Origin of the sequence: Paenibacillus sp. FSL R7-0333, from assembly GCF_038000365.1 — a bacterium.
Taxonomy (GTDB): domain Bacteria; phylum Bacillota; class Bacilli; order Paenibacillales; family Paenibacillaceae; genus Paenibacillus_AQ; species Paenibacillus_AQ silagei.
Window position 1 is genome coordinate 2,302,648 of sequence record NZ_JBBOBZ010000001.1, and the last position, 22,793, is coordinate 2,325,440.

Genomic DNA, 22,793 nt, shown 5'->3' on the forward strand with positions numbered 1-22,793 from the left:
GTTGAAATCCTTTCGCGGCTGGTTCAGGAACCTGGCGCTTGCGCGCAAGCTTATTCTTATCAATGTCGTATTCATTGTGCTTCCGCTGGGACTGATGGGCTATTTCGCCTTTGCCCGTTTCACCGAAACGACGGAGCGCAAGGTAGGCGATTACCAGCTTCAGACGCTGAAGCAGCTTACCCTGAATATCGATACCTATATGAATGAGCTGAACCGGCTGACCGTGATGCCCTATCAATATCCCAAGGTGACCGATTATCTGGCCACGAAGCGTGCTCCCGGCGAACCCCTGACGCTGGATGAGATCAGCGGACTCAACAGCTTCGTCACCCAGGTGTTTCTGAACGGCCGGGTCGATATTCTGGGCGTATCCCTGTACGGTACGGGTGGAGCTTCCTATGTGGTCATGCCGGAGAGCCAGTATGTCACGACTTACAAGCTGGATGAGAATGTAAGCTGGCTGAATAAGTTCAAGGGGCATTATGGACAGCCAGTCTATGTGGCCACGCATGATTTAAGGTCCAGCGGCGGAAATGTATATCAGGCTTTCTCCATCGTAAGGGAGCTGCGCAGCTTCGATGACGGCGTCACGCTCGGGTACATTGTCATTGATGTGGACCCCAAGTTCATCCGTGAGATTCTGTCGAAGGTAACGCTGGACCCCCAGGAGCTGCTGTACATTACGGATGATTCCGGCAACCTGGTTACCGGCAAGGATCACGGAATTCCGCAGGGAGTAGCGGATGGTTCCTTCGGCAGAACGGGCGAAGGGGTCAGCCATGTGAAGTCGGAGGGGGAAGGGCTGCTGGTGGCTCATGTAACCTCTGAAATTACTGGCTGGACAACGGTGGGCGTGGTGCCGGTAGCCAGTCTAATGAAGGAGACCGAGGTTCTGCGCACGTATATTATTCTTACGGGCATTATCTGCGTAGGACTGGCCCTGCTGCTCTATGTGTTCATTGCCTACCGGATCACGCAGCCGCTGCGCAAGCTGAGCCGGCTCATGCGCAGTGTGGAGCGCGGAGACCTCAGCATGGCTTTTCCGGTGAGCGGCAGGGATGAAGTGGGTATGCTCGGCCATTCGTTCAACGGCATGCTTGCCAAGCTCAGCGAGCTGGGTTATCTGCTCTATGAGACGGAAATCCGCGAGAAGGATGCGCAGATTGCCGCGCTGCAGAGCAAGATCAATCCGCATTTTCTATACAATACACTGGGCTCGATCAGCATGTACGCCGAGCTTGAGGGCAGCCCGGAGATTATAACCATGTCCAATAATCTGAGCAAGCTGCTGCGTTACAGTCTCAGCGGGCGCAAGGAGCATGTGACGCTTCAGGATGAGCTGGATCATGTAGGCGGCTATATGGCCATCCAGCAGATGCGCTATGAGGAACGGATTCAATTTACGATGAATATTGAACCATCTCTGCTGGACTGCGAGGTCATTCCGCTGATGATCCAGCCGCTGGTTGAGAATGCGATTAATCATGCGCTGGACCAGGGGGCGGGCCGGGGCGTGATTACATTGACCACAGGCAGCAGCAATCAGGTGCTTACAATTACGGTCGAGGATGACGGCATCGGTATGAATGCGGAGGCGCTGGAGGCGCTCCGGCAGCATCTGCGGAATACGGAGGAGCTCGGCGGGCGCTCCGGCAACGGGCTGCTGAATGTCCACCGCCGGATCGTGCTGCATTACGGGGAGGAATACGGCCTCTCACTGGAGAGTATGCCGTATCAGGGCTTCAAGGCCGTGCTCAAGCTGCCGGTCATTCATCATCAGGGCATTGCAAGGGAGGATGACGGGGTTGCCTAAAATATTGATTGTGGACGATGAATCGGTCTTCCGCAAAGGACTGCGCAAAATGATCACCAGCCTGGACAGCAACTGGGAGGTGGTCGGTGAAGCCAGCGACGGTTATGATGCACTCGACAAGCTGGCCGAGCTGTCTCCGGAGGTGCTGCTCACCGATATCCGCATGCCGCGGATGGACGGTATCCAGCTGCAGCAATTGGCTGCGGGTCGCTTCAAGGATCTGATGACCATCGTGGTCAGCGGTTTTGATGAATTCGCTTATGTGCAGCAGTCCATGCGCCAGGGGGCGAAGGACTATCTGATGAAGCCGGTGGAACGCCAGGAGCTGGGCCGTGTGCTGGAGCGGCTGGGGCAGGAGCTGGCCGAGCGTCACAAGCAGTCTGCGCGAAGCGATCAGCCGTGGCAGGTGCAGCCTGTGCTGAAACGGCATGTGGCCGGTCATCTGGCGGACAGTCTGCTGAAAGGCAAGACGGAAGATAGCGACTTGCGGCTGCTGCGTGAGCTGGGCTTCGCCTTCGGTCATCCCTATTTCATCTGCATGGTCATCAAGCTGGATAAGCATTCCGTGGAGAAGGAGCGTTATCAGCGGGGAGATGCGTCGTTGTTCCTCCTGTATATCCAGCAGGTCGTCCAGGAGATGATCGATCGTCAGGCCGTAGGGATAAGCTTCGTGCAGTCGGATACTGAGGTGGTTGCCCTGCTGAATACAGCAGATCCGCAGCATTCCCTGTCAGCGCCTGGGGCACTGGGGGACCTGATCCGCAGGCAGATCCGTTCCTTGTCCAATCTGACGGTGACGATCGGGGTCAGCAATCCGGCAGAAGGGCTGCCGGGAATCCCCAGAGCCTACAACGAGGCCGGAATTGCCCTCCTGTACAGGTTGATTGAAGGTGGTGACAAGCTGCTGGATTATGCCAAAATGAAGCAGCGCCCCAACGAAGGCAGCGGCCCCCTGAAGTGGTCCTGGGAGATCCTGGAGAAGTCGATTACCGGCGGAAGAGGAGCCGGCATCGGCCCGATTGTGGAGCATATGATCGAAGAGCTGTGCAGCACAGCGGAATCACCTGAGAGCATTCACCAGCAAATCTGCAAGCTGCTGCTGTACTACTACGAGTTGTCCGAGGAGCTTGAGGTGACCGAAGCGTGGCTGGGGTCGAAGGATATCCGCAAGGTGCTGTTCGATGTCTGCAGCCTCTCCTCGCGGCAGGAGCTGGCTGAGAAATGCCGGGGGCTGCTGCTCACACTGACTGGCTGCATTGCGGAGTCCAGAGAGATGAAGGATATCGATCCGGTCACTGTGGCCCAGCGCTACATTTCACAGCATTATCATCATCCGCTGAGCCTCAAGGAGGTAGCGGATAAGGTATATTTGAACCCGGTGTATTTCAGCAATCTGTTCAAGCAGAGGACCGGCGTCACCTTTAGCGAATTTGTCACGCACATCCGCATGGAGGAGGCCCGCCGGAAGTTGGCCTTCACCGGGGAGAAGATCAGCAGAATCGCCGAGGAGACGGGCTTCGGCAACGTGCGCCACTTCAACCGTGTGTTCAAGAATTGCAGCGGTCTATCGCCCAAAGCGTACAGGGACAGCTCGCGCAGGGTACAGACAGTTTCTATGGATCATAAGGACGGATCATAGAGACTGCTTGCAGCTTCTTTACTTTTTAACTGTGGAGCGATACGAAATCCTGCTAAAAGTGCAACAATATGTTGTCGCCACGCGTAATCTGAAACTGATCCTATACTGATAGCCAAACAGGCGAGGGGAGATACTCCAATTTACTTAACAACCATCATTGCGAAGTCAAGCGAACCGCCGCCTCCAATGTAACCAGCTGCTCGCTCCCCAGCGACATATCCTTCAGCCGCAGCTTCTGCTCAGCGGCTTCGCTCTCTCCGACCATAATCACATAGCGGATGCCCTTGGCGCTGGCTGTGGCCAGCGTTTTTTTGAGCTTGCGCATGCCGGTGTCCACCGTGACCCGGATGCCTGCCGAACGCAGCGCAGCAGCAGCAACCAGCGCCTGCGGCATATACCCGCCGATCGGAACGATCAGAACGCCGGAACGCTCCGCCGCTGCCTGCTCCTGGCGTTCGCCTAACAGGGCCATGATCGACTCCATGCCGAAGGAGATGCCGACTGTAGGGTATTCGATATCATCACGCCCCACGAGCTTGCCGATGATCGCGTCATATCTGCCCCCGCCGCCCAGGCTTGAGGGATAGCTGCCTGTAGCATCGAAGATCTCATAGACTGTCCCCGTGTAGAATGACAGCCCGCGTGACAGAAATGGATCGAAGACGCACATGTCCGCAAGTCCAACCGCATCAATCAGCTGCTGCAAGGCCTGCACTTCGAGCGTCCCCGGCAGCCCTTCAAGCTTATACCGCTCCACCAGTTCCTTGAATCCCGGGTTCTTCAGCTCCAGGAGCTCCGAGATCAGTGTAACCGTCTGAGCGGTTAGCTGCTTGTCTGTCAGCTCGGCTAGCACCCCGCCGCTGCCGATCTTAGCCAGCTTGTCGAGGGTCAGCATCACCGAGAGCTGTTCCTCTGCCGGAACCCCGACCGCCCCGAGAATCTCACCCAGGAAGCGGCGGTTGTTCCACTTCAGCACAACCGGAATCGCAAGGCGGCGAAACGCCTCTGCGGCGAGCTGCATCAGCTCCGCTTCCGCCTGGGGGCCGGCAATACCGACGACATCGGCGTCACATTGCAGGAATTCGCGCAGTCGGCCTTTTTTGACCGGACCATCCCGGAACACCTTCCCGATCTCATACCGCCGGTAGGGGAATTCAATGCCCGGATTTAAGGCAATCACCTTGGCAAAAGGGATCGTCAGATCGTAACGCAGCCCCAGCCTGCGCCCGCCCTGATCGGCCAGCTGGTACATCTCGCGCAGAATCTCATCGCCCCCGGCGTATTTGGAGGTCAGCAGCTCCAGTTCATTCAGCAGGGTCGTATCCATCGGCTCGAAGCCGTACAGCTCGAACAGCTCCTGAAGCGTAGTCCGCACCTTCTGGCGGATGGCCTGCTCCCGGCCGAAATAATCATAAGTTCCTTTAATATTCTGCATCCTTGGCAGCTCCTTTGTTCTATAGTTTCCAGTAAAATAAAAAACGCGCCGGACCCCGTGGTCCCGCGCGCTTATCTATGCCGCAGGGAGGTCAAACGCGAAATGCGTTAGCCCTCCCTGAATGAATTCAGGTGTGCTAACGCTGCTTGTGATGATGAAGTTGATTCGTTATGATGGACAAGCGGTTCATGCGAATCAATTCCCTTCCGGCTGGATTACAGCACATTATAGCGGATCAGGAGCAACCGCGCAAGACCTGCATTATTTTCCATAAAGGAGCAATCATAATGAACCATACAGAGCTGATTACAGCAGCAGAGAACTTCGCGAAGGAGCAACTCGGCCAGGATACCACCGGCCATGACTGGTTCCATACGAACCGGGTGCGGAATACGGCTGCGCTGATTGCCGGGATTGAAGGGGCCAATGTGGTGATCTGCACGATAGCCGCCCTGCTGCATGATGTAGCAGACGAGAAGCTGAACCCCTCCAAGGAGGCGGGGCTGCTCAAAGTACAAACATGGCTCACCGCACATCTGCCGGATGAAGCTGCGTGCAGGCATATTATGGAGATCATCGGGACAATGTCGTTCAGCGGCGGCGGGGGGGAGCCCATGTCAACGCTGGAAGGGCAGGTGGTCCAGGATGCGGACCGTCTGGATGCGCTCGGGGCGATCGGCATCACGCGGACGATGGTTTTCTCCGGTGCGAAGGGCCGTCCGGTCTATGATCCGGAGATTCCCCCGCGTGACGAATCGCTGAAGAAGGAATACCGCGATTATTCCAAGGGTACGGCGGTCAATCATTTTTATGAGAAGCTGCTGAAGCTGAAGGACCTCATGAACACCCCGTACGGCAAGCAATTGGCGGAGGAGCGGCACCGGTTCATGCTGATTTTTCTGGAGCAATTCGATAAGGAATGGAATCAGGGGGCGGAGTAGGTGTTATAATGGAATAATGCGCAAGATGGATGGAACGCGGGCTGGCCCCGCCTGAACCGGAACAATCAGCATAGAAGAGGTAGAATATAATATGAGTGAAGAACAAGTACAGTTTAGTGATTATGGTCTGAATGAGGAGATTATCCGCGCGCTGGAGGTTCTGAAGTATGTGGACCCCACCGAGGTGCAGCGGAAGGTCATTCCGGTAGCGCTGAAGAGGCAGGATTTGATCGTCAAGTCTCAGACCGGCAGCGGCAAAACCGCAGCATTCGCCATCCCGCTCTGCGAGCTGGCCGACTGGGCGGAGAACAAACCCCAGGCGCTGGTGCTGACCCCTACCCGGGAGCTGGCCCAGCAGGTGAGAGAGGATATTACGAACATCGGGCGCTTCAAGCGGATCAAGGCGGTAGCCTTGTTCGGCAAGCAGCCTTTTGCCCCGCAGAAGCTGGAGCTGACCCAGAAGACGCATGTCGTTGTAGGCACGCCGGGCCGTGTATTCGACCATATTGAGCGCGGTACGCTGAACCTGAGCCGGATACAATATCTGGTGATTGACGAAGCGGACGAAATGCTCAGCATGGGCTTCATCGAGCAGATCGAGAAGATCATTAAGCAGCTGCCCAAGGAACGTGTAACGATGCTGTTCTCGGCGACACTGCCGGAAGTGATCAAGAATCTGTGCCGGAAGTATATGACGGACCCGGTGGATATTGAGATTGAAGCCAGCGGAATTACGACAGCATCGATTGAACATGCCTTGATTGAGGTTGTACAAGCTGCCAAGTTCGGACTGCTTAGCGATCTGCTGACGGTGGAGAACCCGGATAGCTGTATTATTTTTTGCCGGACCCAGGAGCAGGTGAATGCCCTCTTCCGCGGGATGGCCGACCTCGAATATCCGGTGGACAAGATTCACGGCGGCATGGAGCAGGACGAGCGGTTTGAGGTGATGAATGCTTTTAAGCGGGGCCAGTTCCGTTATCTGATCGCCACCGACGTTGCAGCCAGAGGGATTGATATCGAGAACATTACCCATGTCATCAATTACGATATCCCGCTCGAAAAAGAGAGCTACGTCCACCGCACCGGCCGGACTGCCCGCGCAGGCAAAAGCGGCAAAGCCATCACCTTCGTGACGCCGAATGAACACAAATGGGTCAGGGAAATCGAAGGCTATATCGGCTTCAGCCTGCCGGAGATGAAGGCTCCTTCGGATGATGCTGTGGCCTATGCCAAACCAGCCTTCGACCAGAAGCTGGGCAAGCAGCAAGTCCGCAAAGCCGGCAAAACCGAGGTTATGAACCAGGACATCATGAAGCTGTACTTTAACGGCGGGAAGAAAAAGAAGCTTCGCGCGGTCGATTTCGTTGGCACCATTGCGAAGCTTGAGGGCATTTCGGCTGAGGACATCGGGATCATCACGATTCAGGATAACGTGACCTACGTCGATATTCTGAACGGTAAGGGCTCGCTTGTATTGCAGGCGATGAAAGAGACTACCGTGAAGGGCAAGCTGCTGAAGTGCCATATTGCTAAAAAATAAGACGGAGCTGCCCCACTGGTGATTATGCCATTGCGGCAGCTTTTTTGACAGTATGACGGATTGTCTACGGCTGAATGAGTGTCCGGAGGTCCTTATCTACTATTCGGGTGTCCCAGGGGAAGAAATATACTTCGATCCCATCATCGGCAAGAGAAAAAGCGTAGGCAAACGGCTGATCGGTGTAGAAGACTACTTTATAGTATTCCGGATCTTTTTCTTTATTTTGCGGGGTATAGTCGGGTGTGTCTTTCCCGCTTTCCAGCAGGTGAACGAACCGTTTGGCTTCACTGCCGGATAAAGTCCTGTAAGGCTTAACATCCTCCAGATGGAATAATTCAATTCGTTCTATTTTGTCTTTATTTAAGTCTTTATAAGATTGCCGTACGTTGGTAGAGAAATCATTCTCTACATAGATTCGGTAACCGCCAATGCTTGCTTCATCCATAGCAGCAATGACTTCATTGGCCTTAAAGCCTTCAACACGGTATAACGGGGTTCCCATTTCCAAAAAGGCAGCGTCCCCATCCTTTAGCCGGTAATCCGGATTAGTGACAACATCCGCGACTTTAAAATCCACCTTACCTACAATCTCAGTAGTGACCTGACTTGGATTCTTAATGACGCGGTCCCAAGATCCGGAGTATGAAGCTCCGTTTATCTTTACAAAATCCACCCAATCGATTTCAGCGCTTCCCGTTATCCGATCCCCTTTGGAGCAGCCGGACAAGAGTACAACAACCGTTAGCACGATGAGCATTTTAATTCTCATAGCATGGCCCCGCTTTCTTCAGAATCATAATAGATGAAGGAAATCCAGTAATTGTATTCTTAGACGAAAATATTCATCGGAGGTTGCAGCAAACCAAGCACAATAATGCAAAATACCCTTGCGAAATACAGCCAATGGCTGTATCCCGCAAGGGTATTCATGTGCAACGTCTTAATTAATACTGTTCCGGCATCAACAGAATTTCCTAAGCATTATACTGCGCCTGATACAGGCGGCTATACGTGCCTCCGGCGTTCACCAGCTCCTCGTGGCGACCTTCCTCGGAGATGCCGTCCTCGCTGACAACAACGATCCGGTCAGCGTTCTTGATCGTCGTCAGGCGGTGGGCAATGACCAGCGTGGTGCGGCCCACCGACAGGTCGGCCAGTGACTGCTGGATCGCTGCTTCTGTCTCGGTATCGAGCGCAGAGGTCGCTTCATCCAGGATCAGAATCGGCGGATTCTTCAGGAACATCCGGGCAATGGCCAGGCGCTGCTTCTGTCCGCCGGACAGCTTGACACCGCGTTCGCCGATCACAGTGTCCATGCCATTCGGCAGGCTGTTAATCAGCTCCTCCAGGCGGGCCTGACGGGCAGCCTGCCAGATTTCCTGCAGCCCTGCATCAAGCTTGCCGTAGGCAATATTCTCACGGATCGTGCCGGAGAAGAGGAACACGTCCTGCTGTACGATTCCGATCTGCTTGCGCAGCGAACTGAGCTTCATATCCCGGATGTCAATCCCGTCGATGGAGATCGCGCCGCCGGTCACATCGTAGAACCGGGGGAGCAGGCTGCAGATGGTTGTTTTCCCCGCACCGGAGGGTCCGACGAAGGCAATCGTCTCACCGGCGTTAACGCTCAGGCTAATATCCTCCAGCACCTTGCGGTCGTCTTCATAGCCGAAGCTGACATTGCTGAAGCTTATATCCCCGCGAAGCGGGCCAACCGCTACTGCATCCGGTTTGTCAGCGATATCCGGCTCGGTATCAATGACTTCCAGATAACGTTTGAAGCCGGCAATCCCCTTCGGATAACTCTCGATTACAGCATTAATCTTCTCAATCGGCCGGAAGAAGACGTTGGACAGCAGAATGAAAGCGACGAATTCCCCGATTTCCAGCTCTCCCTGAATGAAGAACCACGCCCCGCAGACCATCACTACAATGGTGATCAGACGGGTCATCATATAGCTGACCGACGAGCTTTTGGCCATGAGCTTGTACGCCATCAGCTTGGTCTCACGGAACTTCTGGTTGTCCACAGCGAACAGCTCTTTCTCGAATTCTTCATTGGCAAAAGACTGGACCACGCGGATTCCGCCGACATTATCTTCAATCCGGGCATTGAAGTTCCCTACGTTGCCGAATAGACGGTGATAAGTCTCGGTCATACTGCGTCCGAAGTGGATAATGACCCAGGCCATAATCGGCACGATGATGAACGTGATCACGGCCAGCTGAAGATTGATATCGGCCATCAGCACAAATGCGCCGACCAGCGTCATAACGGCAATGAACACATCCTCCGGCCCGTGATGCGCGACTTCCCCGATATCGTTCAGGTCATTGGTTATTCTGCCGAGCAGGTGACCTGTTTTATTGTTGTCGAAGAACCGGAAGCTGAGCTTCTGGATATGATCGAACATTTTTTTGCGCATATTGGTTTCAATATTAATGCCCAGCATATGCCCCCAATAGGTAACGACATAATTCATCGCCGTATTGAGCGCATAGATCCCGAGCAGGGCAACGCAGGCAATCAGAATCAGCGGCCAATCCTGACCCGGCAGCAGATCATCAATGAATTTATTGACAGCCACCGGAAAAGCAAGCTCCAGCAGACCGGCACCCACCGCACAGGTGAAATCAAGGATAAACAGCTTCTTGTAAGGACGGTAATAGGAGAAAAAACGACGCAGCATCTCTTGTTCACTCTTTTCTGTAATATGTTATGTATCTGGTTATTGAGATTGATTCTCAACTGAACCTATGTTTAGGATACTAAAGCGGGTTACGCGTTTTGTCAACGGTGAGAACATTTAAATTAGAAATATACTGCGGAATTCATTGCCGTTTAACCCATACCGAAAGGCGGTTTTATACATATTTTAACAGTATACAGGCATAAAGGAGGAGTTAACATGAGCGAAAATATTGGGGGATACGGCGGAGTTTTCACTTCGACTGGAGCGATTCTGGTTCTGTTCATCCTGCTCGTCATCATCACTAAATCCTTCTGTCTCTAATTCTGTTTCACCTGTTGCCCTGCCGCCGGCCCTGAGACCGGCGGTTTTCTTCTGCCTAGGAGGCTGCTCCATCAAGCGATATGGTATAATGAAATAATGCGCCTTGGTTGAAGGGTGTAATACATATAGCGGCTGTATTCCCTGACAAGCCCCGGGCTTGACGGGTGCTTTGCTGCGACCTGGAGGTACAACATGAAGCTCGGCCGTGAAAATAACAAGAGGACAAGCCCGGCCTTGTCCTCATCTGCTGCGGATATCCGCAGCAGATGGATGCTCGTCACCGGAATCATCTGTGTGGCCGCTGCCCTGCGCGCCCCATTCACTTCCGTCGGACCTCTGCTGGAGATGATCCGGGATGACCTGGGGTTGTCTAATACTCTGGCGGGAGCGATTACAACTTTGCCTTTACTGGCTTTTGCCCTGCTGTCACCGTTTGCGCCCCGGCTTGCCCGCAAGCTGGGACTGCCCAATATCCTGGTGCTGGCCATGCTAACGCTGTCCATGGGAATTCTGGTTCGTTCGGCTTCCGGTACAGTAACCTTCTTCGCAGGTACGGCGATGATCGGTCTGTCGATTGCCGTCTGTAATGTGCTGCTGCCGGGACTGATCAAGGGGAAATTTCCGCACCGCATCGGTCTGATGACCGGAATCTATACCGTGTCCATGAACATATGTGCGGCGGCGGCTTCGGGGCTGAGTGTTCCCTTGGCAACCTCGGCCGGGCTTGGGTGGAGGGGAACCCTGGCCCTTTGGTTTGTGATCGCTGCTCTGGCAACCCTCTTCTGGATTCCGCAGATGAAGAGTCTCGGCCAGAGTAGTGCAGGCGCCGTCCGCTCTTCGGCCGTGCGGATCTGGCGCTCCCCGCTCGCCTGGCAGGTGACGCTGTTCATGGGGCTGCAATCCCTGCTCTATTATGTGCTGATCGCCTGGTTCTCGGTGATCCTAGGTGAGCGGGGGATGTCTGCCGGCCATGCCGGCTGGATTCTCTCGCTGATGCAGCTGGCCCAGCTGCCGTTCACCTTCTTCGTGCCGCTCTGGGTGGGAAGGATGAAGAACCAGCGGCTGCCGGTGGTGATCACTTCGGTTCTGTTTATCACTGGCATCCTTGGCGTCTGGCTGGGCAGTACCGCACTGATGGCATTATGGGCTATCTGCATAGGGGTTGCCGGGGGCTTCGCCTTCGGTCTGGCGATGATGTTCTTCAGCCTGCGCACCCGGACAGCGCAGGAGGCCAGCGAGCTGTCAGGGATGGCCCAGTCTGCCGGATATTTGCTGGCGGCGGCGGGACCTGCACTGTTTGGCCTGCTGCATGATGCTGCGGGGAGCTGGAATGTACCGCTTGCGCTGCTTGCCTTAGCAAGCGTACTGCTGTTCGCAGCCGGTATGGGGGCCGGACGCGACAGATATGTGGGAGACCGGTTATAAACGATGGGCCCGTCAGCTTGGCGGGGTCAAACTATAAGTTTGTATAAGATTTTCGCTGAGAAAGTGCATTGTAAGCTGATCACGGCATGCTACTATTGTGTTTAAGATCATCTGAGAATGATTATCAATGAAATTAGACACAGGAGTGAAGAGAGACATGAACAATTGGGGCCGGAAAATCATTTGGACCGCTGTACTTATCCTGGCAATATCCGCTATCGCGGCGTGCGGAAATAATAACAAGGCTGCGGACAGCAAGGATGTGCAAACAGGGAATGCGGTTGCTGCCAGCGCAGCTCCTGCGGAGACTGGCGGAGCGGCAGCTTCAGAAGGAGCAACCCGCACGATTGCCGGGGAATTCGGAGAGGTCGAAATTCCCGTGAACCCCCAGCGGGTGGCAGCGATCTATCTGGAAGACTATTTGAAGGCGCTCGGCGTTACCCCGGTGGTGCAGTGGTACCATCCAAGCTGGGGCAAGCAGGATTATCTGAATCTGGATGTGCCTGAATTTGATATCAGCGGCAGCATAGAAGCGCTGCTCGATAAGAATCCGGATCTGATCATTACCGATGGCGGTGCAGATGCCGCTAAGGTTGAGCAGTATTCCCTGGTAGCCCCAACCTACCGCCTGCCGGAGAGCGTATTGCAGGATTCAAGGCTAATCCTTACAGCGGTTGCAGACGCGCTCGGTATTCCTGAGAAGGGGAAGGCTGTACTGGCCGAATATGACCAGAAGGTAGCAGACGGCAAAGCCGCGTTGCAGCAGGCCTTGGGACAAGAGAAGGTGGCTGTGATCCGGCTTAATGTGGCAGACAAAACCGTTGCTCTTTTTGGAGTCAAAAACCGTTTTACCGGTGTGCTCTATAATCAATTCGGTCTGACACCTGTTCCTATGGCCGCTGAGATGACGGAATTTCAGTCGATCATCTCCGAAGAAGTGATCCCCGAGCTTGAAGCGGATCATATCATTGTGTTCCCTGACAACGGGAATTGGGATACTGCGGCCAACCAGGAGGCGATCCAAATTCTCGATGGCCCTCTATGGAAGAACCTGCCTGCGGTCAAGAACGGCAATATCTACCGGATGGAGCGTTCACACTGGCAATCCGGGGGGATTACCGCCAACCAGATGAAGCTGGATGATCTGCTTAAGACGATGGTGAAGTAACACGGCGTGAAGTGATGATTAGTCTGTAATCCAAAAGAAGGTCTATCCGCAAGGTTGATAGATCTTCTTTTTTGTTTTACACTGGAGTCTATGATAATGATTCTCAGTCAGGAGGGGCGGCAGAATGACCGAACAGTTGCAGGAACACACCAGGAGAAGGCTGCTCCATAGCCTGATAAATATAGAAGCGGTGACCCGCTCCCCGTCCGGGAAGGATCAGACCGAAGTCTATCGGGAGCATACCCTAATCATTGTGTCCGAAGGGCAGGGGTGGCTGAAGGCAGAAGACAGAAGGTACTTTTTGGACAAAGGGGCCGGGTTCCTGATCGAAGCCGGATCACTGAACCGGATTCAGGCCGGCGAGCAGGGGATCAGCTGGTACCGGATGGAGTTCGCGCTGATTCCCGCAGGGCACGTCAAGCTTGGCACCGGAGATAAGGGGCAGGAGGAACATGCAGAATATTTGCTCTGCCCGGGATATCTGGACTGCCGGCCGTTCTCACAGTGTGCTCTGCTGCTGGATTCCATCTATTATAGCTCTCGGCGTCCGGAGAATATCGAATGGTTCGCTGCTCAGACCCGGTTCCAGGAGCTGCTGCTGTTGATTATGCGGGCGAATACTCCGGTACTGAAGGCTAAGGATGACCGTGAGGCCGTGGAAGCCTCGATCCGCTATATGGAAGAGCATTGCAGTGAACCGTTATCTGTTGATCAGCTGGCTGAGATTACAGGGATCGGGCGTGCGCGTTATACGCAGATGTTCAAAGAAATTACCGGCCGGATGCCCTTGGAGCACCTGAACGGGCTGCGTATTGAACGGGCACAGCAGCAGCTTCTGCTGACCCGGGACCGGCTGCATGAGGTGGCCCTGGCTGCAGGCTACAGCAATGAGTATTATTTCAACCGGCGCTTCAAAAGAACAGTAGGGGTGACTCCCGGACAATACAGAAGCCTCCATCAGGAGGGCGTCCGGGTATTTGCCCCTTTTCTGGAGGATTATCTGCTGGCGCTCGGCATTACTCCGGTCGTGCAGTATTGCCATGCCAAGTGGGGCAAGCAGGAATACCTCGGGCTGGATCAGGTTCCGGCGTTCGATATCTCCAGCGGAGACTGGCAAGGACTCACCCGTTACAGTCCTGAGCTGATTATGCTGGATGACGGCTTCCAGCGCTGGCAGCTTGGAGAGTGCCGCCAGGTGGCTCCATTATTCCGGCTCCCGTTCCATCAGGAAGACTGGAGGGCCACGCTCCGCAGCGCAGGTGCAGTCTTCGGGAGAACGGGTCGGGTGCAGGAGGTCATCAGCGAATATGAACAGCAAGCCCGTCAGGCCAGGCGGCTGCTCAGCCGCAGCGTCCGGGGGCAGACAGTGGCATTGCTGCGGATTTCTGCCCATGGTGTTGCCCTGTATGGCAGTGAGAAACTGGGGTACTCAGCTCATGTGCTGCATGAAGATCTGGGACTGCAGCGGCATCCTGCCGTTCAGCGTCTTACCCGGGGACAGAAGCGTGTCAATCTGACCAATGAAGAGCTGTCAGGGGTGACCGCAGATCATTTGTTCATCACGTTTGACCTTCAGGAAGGGGAGAGCCGGGAGCTGCTGGAGACACAGCTCTGGAGAAGTCTGCCTGCTGTACGCAACCGCTGTGTGTACGAGGTGGATTTCATGGCCTGGATGAATTACGGTGTCCTGTCGCATCAGCGGAAGATCGCGGATGTGATGAAGGTATTGGCTTAAGGCACACCTCCCTACAGAAATACACACAAAAAAAGCTTGCAATTCCCCTCCAAAGAGAGTATATTCTTAATTACGGTGATTGAATCACTGCAATACATAATATGCGGTCATGGCGGAATTGGCAGACGCGCTGGCTTCAGGTGCCAGTGATAGCAATATCGTGGAGGTTCGAGTCCTCTTGACCGCATCATAGCTTACAATACAGGTTCTTGCTTGGCATTTATGCCGGCAGGGACCTGTTTTTGTTTGTCTATTTTTTAAGATCCTTTTTAGGTTGAACTTGAAAATAGAAAGACAGGGAAAAGTGGCGGAGGGGAATTTTGGAACTGTAGGAGCGATAGCGTCCGCCTTTGTCTGCGGATTTCCACCGCGAACAGCGGTATACAATCAAGAAATCTGCAGACAACAGCGGCCGGAGGGCCAAACATTCTCTGGAGTCACGGCAATCCCATACTAGTAAAACTACAAGTTTAATCTATATAGTTCTTTTCCCACTGTAATCATTCCAATAAAAATCCTATACATATCATAAAAATGTGAGTTAGATGCCGGAACCCTGAGGCTGTATCATAACTAGTAAGCAATTCGTTTATTTAAAATTCATGATGCGAGGAGAACGGTGATATGCAGGATACCATTGTGCGGATCTTGAGTGAAATTAAGAACAATCCCGAGCTGTTGCTCACGGCCACTGAAGCCACCGATATTGTGAATGAGGTAGGTCTGGATTCCCTGCAGATGATTAATTTCATTCTCCGGATTGAAGACGAATTTGAAATTGAGTTTGATTTTGATCATTTTGCCTATGAGGATTTCCAGTCGATCGGGGATTTCATGGGGTTCATCACAGCCACGCAAACCGCTTCTTAAGGGGGCTTCATTATGAAGTCAACCGTGGTTCTAGGCACCTTTGATTCAGAGTCGTGGTGGCGGAGTCCGAATCGATCTATGCTTCCTTCTATGAACAGCAGCCAAGCTGTGACGATGGGCATGGATGAATTGTTGTTTCCTTTATGCAAGGAGCAGGACATTCTGTTCACCCGGCAGCCCATGGACGAGCAGCTTAGAAGCTATTTATCGCAGCTCGGCTATACCTTCACTCATGTTCATTGCAGAAATCCCGTTCATGCGGATGACTACACGCTGCATGTGTTTGATCTTCTAATGGCTGATGCTAGCTACTACCAGCAGCTACTCCCTACAGAGGTTCTGATCTCTCCCTATTCTATACTGTCCGATACCAGTGAGTTAGTGCGCAGGTTCAATTTCGGTAATCAGTTTCCCTCCTTAGATACAGTTCGGGCTGTGAATTCAAAGATCTATTCTCATGAACTAAGACAAAGATTGGACATTCGCAATAGTTCCTCTATAGCTGAAAGTTCTGAGGAACTGCTGACCTACGGGCTTCAGCTGCTACAGACCGGACAAGTGCTGGTGAAGGACCCGCTGGGTGTCTCAGGCAAAGGCAATATGTTAATTTCGGGCGAACGAATGCTGAAGAGAATTGCGGCTTATCTGCAAGAGCAAGAGAATCGAGGCAAACAAACACAGTTCATTATCGAACCCCTGCTTGATAAAACGGAGGATTTCTCCTGTCAGCTGTTCATTACAGCGCAGGGGGATGTGCAATACCTCTCTGTTCAAAAGATGGTAAACGACGCCTTCTCTTATTCAGGCTCCTATCCTGCCGATGCCGGGTTTATCGAGGCGCTCTGGAACAATCATTATTTCAGCATCATGGAAGAAGCCTGCAAGGATTTATTTAAGACAGGCTATCACGGAGATGTATGCATAGATTCCATGCTGCTGGCAAGCGGTGAGATGGTACCCATCGTTGAGATTAATGCCAGAAAGTCCATGGGGCTGATTAATCATCATGTCAATCAATATGTCCGGCAGTATTCCATGTTCAGCTTTTTGACCTTTATCTCGGCAGGCTGCTCCACGGAAGTGACCATGCTGCAGATTATCGAGGCTTTAGGTGCCAATAAATTGTTGTTTACGCAAGAGAACAGGCAAGGAATTATTCCGCTGGGTACAAACACGCTGTTCGGCTCCGGCAATACAGCATTCGCTGAGGGGGAGTCTGAATGGCGGAAGGGGAAGCTTTATGTAGCTGCTCCCTATACCTCTGACGTGAGTGAAGCATTCACGCTAATCCACCAGGTGAAGGACGTCTTGAAGTCTCTGGCGATTAAGATTTATAACTGACCCGTCTTTATTGTGAAAAGAGGGAGCTGACCAATGATTACCCTTTTATGCTCATCTGTCGCTTTGGGGGTATATACGCCCGCGGTCCTGTTACGTGAGGAGCTAAGCGGGTACTATGAGGCCGATCTGGAAGTGCTGGAAAGCCTGTATCCGCCCGGGACCAGACTGAAATTAACCGAGAACAAGAAGGTTTTCTCTACGAGGTTTGATGTAGCCAAGCTGGGTCACAGAATGATCAGGGATATCACACCGAATCTGGACCCGGATCGGGTAACCCGGCTTTTAGGCAAGTGGGCAGAAGAGAACCGGAGGGTGTTTATGGTTTTCTCGGGGTTTTGGATGCCCATTCTGGAAGAGTACGCGAAGAGTTACCGCAAGGATGTGCATGTGGAGCTGATTCATATGGATGCGGTCATATCTCCATCGTGGAAGCTGTATTCCAACAATATCCGGAATGATCTGTTTACGGTGAACGATGTCTGGTTTTTTGACGGGGCGTCTGGGCGGGTGAATTATAGTATTTCCATGGGTCATGCTGCCCCTAAGGACTATAAGGAACGTGACAACCGGCTCGTCATCCATGGCGGCGGCTGGGGAATGGGGACCTACAAGGAGACGGCAGCAGAGCTGAATCACTCCCTGGATTTGAACATCGTCATTCATGAGCTCACGGATAATCAGGCTTATGGAGCCGGCCACCGTTACTACATGGTGAAGCCAGGCTGGTCGCCCTGGATGAAGAATGAAGAAAATGAATATACCCTGCCGCCGTTCGGCGCAGTGATCCATCAGCGCTTTAACGAGGATACCGGGGTGAAGCATAGCTTCTATCAGCTGATCTGTAACTCGAAGGCTATTATCAGCAAGCCGGGCGGAGGAACCCTGCTGGATTCGCTGGAATCCTTCACTCCGGTTATTTTCCTGGAGCCGCTGGGTGAGCATGAAGCCTGCAACGCCGAGCTATGGGAGCGGCTGGGTTTTGGCATAAGGTATGAGCACTGGATGAGTATGGGCTGTCCGCTTGAGATTTTGGAGGCATGTAGTGAGAACATAAAAAGCTATAAAACTCAGGTGTTAAATTATGGGAGGTGCTTTCATGAGACAGCCGCAAACATCGGTAGTGCTCGACCGGGATTCCTTTGAACGGTTAAAGAAAACCATTAAGCATATGTCGGTCACGCACAAACAGGTTCACCTTAACCCTACGTATTCTACGAATCTTCCGGTCGAGGTCGGGCTTAAATTAACCAATGGCTGCAATCTGCGCTGCAAGCATTGCTTTGAATGGAACGCTGAGGGGTATCACCGGGATCTAGGCAGAGCCGAGCAGAGAGAAGAACTGGATTTCGCTGTGATTGAGAAAGTATTCCGGCAAACCAAAGAAACGAACGCTAATATGTTCCTTTGGGGAGGCGAGCCTCTGTACTACAGCCGGTTCAATGAACTGGCCGACCTGCTTGAGCAGGACCCCAGATGGACGGTGTTATGCACCAACGGCATTCAAATTATAGAGAAGCTGGATTCCATCCTCAAAATGTCCAAAAGTCTGGTCTGTCTGATCAGTCTGGAAGGCTTCGAAGCGGAGAATGATGCGATCCGGGGAAAGGGCACCTTCAAGAAGGTGATGGCGGGCATTGATAAGCTGCTGGAGCTGGAGAAGGAGGGCATCTACCAGGGGAAGATCTCCATCCATCTGACGATCAGCGATGTCATGATTGATAAGCTGTATGATTTTGTGGAGTTTTTTGAGAATAAGGGGATTGACTCGGTGTATATTACCTTCCCGTGGTATTTGCCGGACGAAGTGTCGAGTAATATGGACCGCTATTTCAACGAGCATTTCAAGTGGCTGGCGGATGACCTGGAGGAAGGGCACCGCAACAGCTGGCATTCGTTCAAATATCGAATCTCACCGGGCAGGATTGATTCGCTGCTTGCACAGATGGAGAGGATTAACCAGCGAACCTGGAATTTAAGAACACGTTATCAGCCCGCGCTCGAACTGGATGAAGTACGGGACTTTGTACTCGGTTCAGAGAAGCCTGCCCAGAATAAGACGCAATGCTTGTCGATCCGCACCAGACTGGATGTGCTGGCTGACGGTGAAGTCAGTGCCTGCAAATTATTTCCGGAGTTCTCCCTGGGGAATCTGGCCGACCAGGATCTCAAAGACATATGGGATGGCGACAATTTTGAAAGGGTCCGGGAAACCCTGCAATGCGGCCTGATGCCGGTATGCTCTAAATGCATTCTGCTGTATCTTCACGGAAAATAAGCATGAAGGCTATAACGAATTCCGCTGTGAGCCGCAAGCTGACGGATTGGGCGGTTCCCTTTGGCCCTTATGATTGTTTGTTGAATGCGGTTACATTATGGCTGTCTGTTCATCATGCCGATCCGAAGCCGCTGTACAGGTATAATTTCTCCATTAATTATTATGCAGGCTATGACTGGTTCGACAGTACGGTGCCGGTGAATGAGCTGTTTAGCTTCATCCGGCGTGCTTATGGGGTTGAAGGGAAGCCTTGCCGTTTCGACTCGTTGGATCGCGGAGAGATGTATCTGCTGCCGGTGGACGCCTATTATGTGCCTTACATGAAGGAATTTTACGGGAAAGGCCATATGCTGCATTATGTGCTGGCTGAGGCGGCAGACGATCAGAGCCTAAGAATTACAGATCCTTATTTCGCAACAAGCCTATTGGCAGACAGAACTTGCGTGGAACAGGCCTGGCGCACCTTCAGTGAACCGGTTATGGAAATTAGCCCGCCCCTCAGCCTAAATCCTGACCTGAACGCTATCCGGCCTTACTTAACTGCACAGCCCTATGAAGAGCTGCTCCCCCACGCCTTTGCCCGAATTTCGGAACGGATCATGGATGTTGGAGCTTATAGGGGGCCGGAGAATTTAATGGATAACCCTGTGTTCAAACAACGGTTTGGCTGCATCCGCACGATGGCTCTATCGCGGTTCAGGCATTTCGGCACCTGCAGCACCATGGATGTTGCTCACCTCGGCTCAGCCTGGAGGAAGCTTGAAGTGAGCTTTATGAAGATGACTATAAGCTTGGACAGAGGGGTAACGGCTACCATGAAGCAGCTGAAGCAGCTTGCGGAGGATGAGCTGGCTTATTTACATTCCTATGCAACAGGAGGCCGATGATGCCGGAAGAAACCAGGTATGAGCAAATCCAGCGGATGTTTTGGGAGAAGAGGGTCGAGGCGGTCCAATTGCTTAGACGGGCGCTTAAAGAGCAGGTGGAGCAGATTGAGATTCATAAGGATGAGACCCGGATCAGGCTTACAGATGGGAGACGGTTTCATTGGGATCTCGGGCACTTGAACAGTCTAGGTTTTCTCATGCGGGATGGATTTGTGGAGCGCGAGGAGAGCCGGTTGTTGTCCATAATGATCCGTGAAGGTTTTGAAGTGTTTGATATCGGGGCGAATTATGGATGGTATTCCACATTATTCGCACAAGCGGTGGGGCATAAGGGCAGAGTTCATAGCTTTGAGCCGGTAAGCCCCACCTTTTCTGAGCTGGCAAGAAATATCCAGTTAAACAAGCTGCAGAACGTAGTTCTTAATCAGCTTGCGCTGTCTGACTATAACGGGGAAGCAGAGATCTATCTGCCTGTAGTAAGCGGGTCGGAGGATGCTGCGTTAATGATTGACCCAGCCTTGCAGCATGAAACCTACCGTTGCCGGGTGCAGACGCTGGATACGTACATTGAGCAGCAGCATATCAGCCATATTGACCTGATCAAAATCGATATTGAAGGCGGCGAATTAAAAGCATTACAGGGATTGGAGCAGTATTTGCAGCATCATGAGAAGCCCATGCTCATGCTGGAAGCGACGGAGGTTCTGGCTTTGCGGTTCGGTAATTCGATCAGTGATCTCTTCCGGTTCTTGAAGGGATATCAGTATCAGCTCTTTCAACTGTCCGCAGAGGAGTTTGTTGAGCTGGATAGCGCTGCGGAGCTTACGGCGCAGAATATCTTTTGTCTGCAGCCGGAGCATATCAAGAGGTACAGCCCATTCATCAGATTGATAACCATTGCAAAGTAGGGATGCCGGTATGGTCATTCATGTGGATCAATTGAGCAAGTCCTTTGACTACTACAAAAAAGAAACGGGAATCAGAAACTCTGTCAAGAATCTGTTCCACAGGGAGAAATTAACCAAGGCTGCCGTGAACAAGGTCTCGTTTGATATTAACGAAGGCGAGATGGTTGCGTTTCTGGGTCCGAACGGAGCAGGCAAAACCACCACTCTGAAAATGCTCTCCGGCATTCTTTATCCGACTGATGGCAGTGCGGAGGTGCTGGGCTACACGCCCTGGGAGAGGAAAAATGACTTCAAGAAGCAATTTTCCATTGTTATGGGCCAAAAAAACCAGCTGTGGCTGGATCTGCCGGCAAGCGATTCCCTGTACTTAAACAAATGCATTTATGAAATCAGCGATCAGAAGTATAAGGATACCCTTGACGAGTTAGTGACGCTGATGGATGTAGGGCACCTGCTGCATGTACAGGTCCGAAGACTGTCCCTGGGTGAACGGATGAAGATGGAGCTGATCGCAGCTTTGCTGCACCGGCCCCGGATTATTTTTCTGGATGAGCCGACGATTGGCCTGGATCTGGTGTCACAGAAGAACATCCGCGAGTTCCTCAAGGCTTACAATCATGAATTCCGCACGACCCTGCTGCTTACGAGCCACTATATGAAGGATATTGAAGACCTGTGTAAGCGGACCATCGTGATCAATCAGGGCAAGCTGGTGTATGACGGGGAGATCCGCAAAATCAACGAGGTTATGAATGAGAAGAAACGGATGAAGCTGACCTTCTCGGCTATCGTCGAGCGGAAGGATCTGGCCGTTATGGGTTCTATTAAAGAATATAACGGACATGATGTCATTCTCGAAGTGGAGCGTGCGAAGTTTAAGGAGTATTCCAGAATGGCCATGGATCACTTTCCCGTCATTGATCTGAATCTGGAGGACATTCCCCTGGAAGAAGCCATTGCACGTTTATATGAACAGCCGGAGCCGCGCGGATGAACAATAAATTTGCCGTCAGCTTTTCGCTGGGAATCCAGAACTCCATGGAATACCGCTTTAACTTTTTTATGGGTTTTGCCAGTCTCTTTTTCCCTATCTTCATCCAGCTCTTCCTGTGGAAGGCGGTATACAGCCATGCCTCCAATATGAACTTATATGGCTATACCTACCAGCAGATGATCGTCTACACCATCGTAGCTGCCCTGATCTCGCGGTTGGTGGCTACGGGTCTGGAATATGACATTAACCATGATATCAAGAGCGGGGGGCTCAATAAATATCTGGTGCGGCCGATCGGTTATTTTCCTTATAAAATATGTGTCTACCTTGGCGGGAAGGTCCTCTCGTTTGCCATTACATTAATCATGCTGCTGGGCGTAGTGCTGTTCATGGTGTATTACTTCAAAGCGCCAATGAGCGTATCACGTATACTGATTTTTGGTGTCGTGCTTATGCTTGCGGTTGTGCTTAATTTCATGATCTCCTTCTCGGTCAGCGCGATTGCGTTCTGGTTAAACGATGTCTCTTATTTTTTTCATGTTACAGCGTTATTGATTCAGATCTTTAGCGGCGGGATTTTCCCGCTCGATATTTTTGGGGCGAGATGGCTGGCTGTCTTCGATTACCTGCCGTTCAAGTATACGATCTACATGCCGGTGAATGTAATCAACGGCAAGCTGACCCTGCTTCAGGCGTTGCATGTGATAGAGCTTCAACTATTATGGATTGGACTCCTTTTGTTGCTTACGCGCTATATCTGGAAAGTGGCGATCAAGAAATATATTGCTGTAGGGGGTTAAGGGAA

At 52.4% G+C, this 22,793-nt stretch carries 19 protein-coding genes and 1 tRNA gene; 17 read left to right on the forward strand and 3 right to left on the reverse strand.

Going from position 1 to position 22,793, the window contains the following annotated elements:
• Position 1 precedes the first annotated feature (1 nt).
• Both MKY86_RS09410 and MKY86_RS09415 read left to right on the forward strand, forming a co-directional pair.
• Positions 2-1,813, forward strand: a complete 1,812-nt coding sequence (locus tag MKY86_RS09410; protein WP_340826755.1) for a cache domain-containing sensor histidine kinase — start codon at positions 2-4, stop codon at positions 1,811-1,813.
• Positions 1,806-3,452, forward strand: a complete 1,647-nt coding sequence (locus MKY86_RS09415) for a response regulator (protein WP_076078304.1) — start codon at positions 1,806-1,808, stop codon at positions 3,450-3,452. Before MKY86_RS09410 ends, MKY86_RS09415 begins: the two co-directional genes overlap by 8 nt.
• Positions 3,453-3,606: 154 nt before the next feature.
• Here the strand turns inward: MKY86_RS09415 and MKY86_RS09420 are convergent, their stop codons facing one another.
• Positions 3,607-4,887 carry a histidine--tRNA ligase gene (locus MKY86_RS09420; protein WP_076078306.1) on the reverse strand — a complete coding sequence of 427 codons (1,281 nt, stop codon included), beginning with the start codon at positions 4,885-4,887 and terminating at the stop codon, positions 3,607-3,609.
• Between the two features lie 287 nt (positions 4,888-5,174).
• Here MKY86_RS09420 and MKY86_RS09425 point away from each other — a divergent pair, with 287 nt between their 5' ends.
• On the forward strand, positions 5,175-5,828 hold the full coding sequence (locus tag MKY86_RS09425; RefSeq protein ID WP_076078307.1) for an HD domain-containing protein: 654 nt from the start codon (positions 5,175-5,177) through the stop codon (positions 5,826-5,828).
• Between the two features lie 91 nt (positions 5,829-5,919).
• Positions 5,920-7,371, forward strand: a complete 1,452-nt coding sequence (locus MKY86_RS09430) for a DEAD/DEAH box helicase (RefSeq protein WP_076078309.1) — start codon at positions 5,920-5,922, stop codon at positions 7,369-7,371.
• Positions 7,372-7,435: 64 nt separating this feature from the next.
• On the opposite strand, the gene MKY86_RS09435 is transcribed toward MKY86_RS09430, so the two are convergent.
• Together MKY86_RS09435 and MKY86_RS09440 are read right to left on the reverse strand one after the other, a co-directional pair.
• Positions 7,436-8,140, reverse strand: coding sequence for a hypothetical protein (locus MKY86_RS09435; protein ID WP_076078311.1), 705 nt, complete (start codon positions 8,138-8,140; stop codon positions 7,436-7,438).
• Between the two features lie 205 nt (positions 8,141-8,345).
• The gene (locus MKY86_RS09440; protein WP_076078313.1) at positions 8,346-10,061 is read right to left on the reverse strand and encodes an ABC transporter ATP-binding protein; all 1,716 of its coding nucleotides are present in this window, start codon (positions 10,059-10,061) and stop codon (positions 8,346-8,348) included.
• A 219-nt stretch (positions 10,062-10,280) separates the two neighbouring features.
• Here MKY86_RS09440 and MKY86_RS09445 point away from each other — a divergent pair, with 219 nt between their 5' ends.
• The 13 genes from MKY86_RS09445 (at position 10,281) to MKY86_RS09505 (ending at position 22,788) form a co-directional block, all read left to right on the forward strand.
• The gene (locus tag MKY86_RS09445; protein ID WP_209874443.1) at positions 10,281-10,385 is read left to right on the forward strand and encodes a YjcZ family sporulation protein; all 105 of its coding nucleotides are present in this window, start codon (positions 10,281-10,283) and stop codon (positions 10,383-10,385) included.
• Between the two features lie 192 nt (positions 10,386-10,577).
• Positions 10,578-11,810 (forward strand): CynX/NimT family MFS transporter, encoded by a 1,233-nt coding sequence (locus MKY86_RS09450; protein ID WP_076078315.1) that lies wholly within the window; start codon positions 10,578-10,580, stop codon positions 11,808-11,810.
• 157 nt (positions 11,811-11,967) lie between these two features.
• Complete coding sequence (locus MKY86_RS09455; RefSeq protein WP_076078317.1) at positions 11,968-12,978, forward strand: ABC transporter substrate-binding protein; 1,011 nt, start codon at positions 11,968-11,970, stop codon at positions 12,976-12,978.
• 124 nt (positions 12,979-13,102) lie between these two features.
• Entirely contained in the window at positions 13,103-14,713 is a 1,611-nt protein-coding gene (locus MKY86_RS09460) for a helix-turn-helix domain-containing protein (RefSeq protein WP_076078319.1), read from the forward strand.
• 103 nt (positions 14,714-14,816) lie between these two features.
• Positions 14,817-14,900, forward strand: a tRNA-Leu gene (locus MKY86_RS09465).
• Positions 14,901-15,337: 437 nt separating this feature from the next.
• On the forward strand, positions 15,338-15,583 hold the full coding sequence (locus MKY86_RS09470) for an acyl carrier protein (RefSeq protein ID WP_076078321.1): 246 nt from the start codon (positions 15,338-15,340) through the stop codon (positions 15,581-15,583).
• A gap of 12 nt (positions 15,584-15,595) precedes the next feature.
• Complete coding sequence (locus tag MKY86_RS09475) at positions 15,596-16,924, forward strand: hypothetical protein (RefSeq protein WP_143803665.1); 1,329 nt, start codon at positions 15,596-15,598, stop codon at positions 16,922-16,924.
• A gap of 33 nt (positions 16,925-16,957) precedes the next feature.
• Positions 16,958-18,067 carry a hypothetical protein gene (locus MKY86_RS09480; RefSeq protein ID WP_076078325.1) on the forward strand — a complete coding sequence of 370 codons (1,110 nt, stop codon included), beginning with the start codon at positions 16,958-16,960 and terminating at the stop codon, positions 18,065-18,067.
• Positions 18,021-19,199 (forward strand): radical SAM protein, encoded by a 1,179-nt coding sequence (locus MKY86_RS09485; RefSeq protein ID WP_076078327.1) that lies wholly within the window; start codon positions 18,021-18,023, stop codon positions 19,197-19,199. The genes MKY86_RS09480 and MKY86_RS09485 overlap by 47 nt, the downstream gene beginning before the upstream one ends.
• Positions 19,200-19,201: 2 nt before the next feature.
• Positions 19,202-20,086 carry a hypothetical protein gene (locus tag MKY86_RS09490; RefSeq protein ID WP_076078328.1) on the forward strand — a complete coding sequence of 295 codons (885 nt, stop codon included), beginning with the start codon at positions 19,202-19,204 and terminating at the stop codon, positions 20,084-20,086.
• A complete protein-coding gene (locus MKY86_RS09495; protein ID WP_076078330.1) occupies positions 20,086-20,994 on the forward strand; it encodes an FkbM family methyltransferase in 909 nt (302 codons plus the stop codon). The genes MKY86_RS09490 and MKY86_RS09495 overlap by 1 nt, the downstream gene beginning before the upstream one ends.
• Positions 20,995-21,004: 10 nt before the next feature.
• Positions 21,005-21,988 (forward strand): ABC transporter ATP-binding protein, encoded by a 984-nt coding sequence (locus tag MKY86_RS09500; RefSeq protein ID WP_076078338.1) that lies wholly within the window; start codon positions 21,005-21,007, stop codon positions 21,986-21,988.
• A complete protein-coding gene (locus MKY86_RS09505) occupies positions 21,985-22,788 on the forward strand; it encodes an ABC transporter permease (protein WP_076078340.1) in 804 nt (267 codons plus the stop codon). The genes MKY86_RS09500 and MKY86_RS09505 overlap by 4 nt, the downstream gene beginning before the upstream one ends.
• The last annotated feature ends 5 nt before the right edge of the window (positions 22,789-22,793 follow it).

Excerpts from the sequence above, each read along its gene's own strand:
- MKY86_RS09495 (WP_076078330.1), top strand. The coding sequence starts at position 20,086 with ATGCCGGAAGAAACCAGGTATGAGCAAATCCAGCGGATGTTTTGGGAG.
- MKY86_RS09445 (WP_209874443.1), top strand. The coding sequence starts at position 10,281 with ATGAGCGAAAATATTGGGGGATACGGCGGAGTTTTCACTTCGACTGGA.
- MKY86_RS09470 (WP_076078321.1), top strand. The coding sequence starts at position 15,338 with ATGCAGGATACCATTGTGCGGATCTTGAGTGAAATTAAGAACAATCCC.
- MKY86_RS09460 (WP_076078319.1), top strand. The coding sequence starts at position 13,103 with ATGACCGAACAGTTGCAGGAACACACCAGGAGAAGGCTGCTCCATAGC.
- MKY86_RS09490 (WP_076078328.1), top strand. The coding sequence starts at position 19,202 with ATGAAGGCTATAACGAATTCCGCTGTGAGCCGCAAGCTGACGGATTGG.
- MKY86_RS09505 (WP_076078340.1), top strand. The coding sequence starts at position 21,985 with ATGAACAATAAATTTGCCGTCAGCTTTTCGCTGGGAATCCAGAACTCC.
- MKY86_RS09420 (WP_076078306.1), bottom strand. The coding sequence starts at position 4,887 with ATGCAGAATATTAAAGGAACTTATGATTATTTCGGCCGGGAGCAGGCC.
- MKY86_RS09450 (WP_076078315.1), top strand. The coding sequence starts at position 10,578 with ATGAAGCTCGGCCGTGAAAATAACAAGAGGACAAGCCCGGCCTTGTCC.
- MKY86_RS09440 (WP_076078313.1), bottom strand. The coding sequence starts at position 10,061 with ATGCTGCGTCGTTTTTTCTCCTATTACCGTCCTTACAAGAAGCTGTTT.
- MKY86_RS09500 (WP_076078338.1), top strand. The coding sequence starts at position 21,005 with ATGGTCATTCATGTGGATCAATTGAGCAAGTCCTTTGACTACTACAAA.
- MKY86_RS09455 (WP_076078317.1), top strand. The coding sequence starts at position 11,968 with ATGAACAATTGGGGCCGGAAAATCATTTGGACCGCTGTACTTATCCTG.
- MKY86_RS09485 (WP_076078327.1), top strand. The coding sequence starts at position 18,021 with ATGAGACAGCCGCAAACATCGGTAGTGCTCGACCGGGATTCCTTTGAA.
- MKY86_RS09435 (WP_076078311.1), bottom strand. The coding sequence starts at position 8,140 with ATGAGAATTAAAATGCTCATCGTGCTAACGGTTGTTGTACTCTTGTCC.
- MKY86_RS09430 (WP_076078309.1), top strand. The coding sequence starts at position 5,920 with ATGAGTGAAGAACAAGTACAGTTTAGTGATTATGGTCTGAATGAGGAG.
- MKY86_RS09480 (WP_076078325.1), top strand. The coding sequence starts at position 16,958 with ATGATTACCCTTTTATGCTCATCTGTCGCTTTGGGGGTATATACGCCC.
- MKY86_RS09475 (WP_143803665.1), top strand. The coding sequence starts at position 15,596 with ATGAAGTCAACCGTGGTTCTAGGCACCTTTGATTCAGAGTCGTGGTGG.
- MKY86_RS09425 (WP_076078307.1), top strand. The coding sequence starts at position 5,175 with ATGAACCATACAGAGCTGATTACAGCAGCAGAGAACTTCGCGAAGGAG.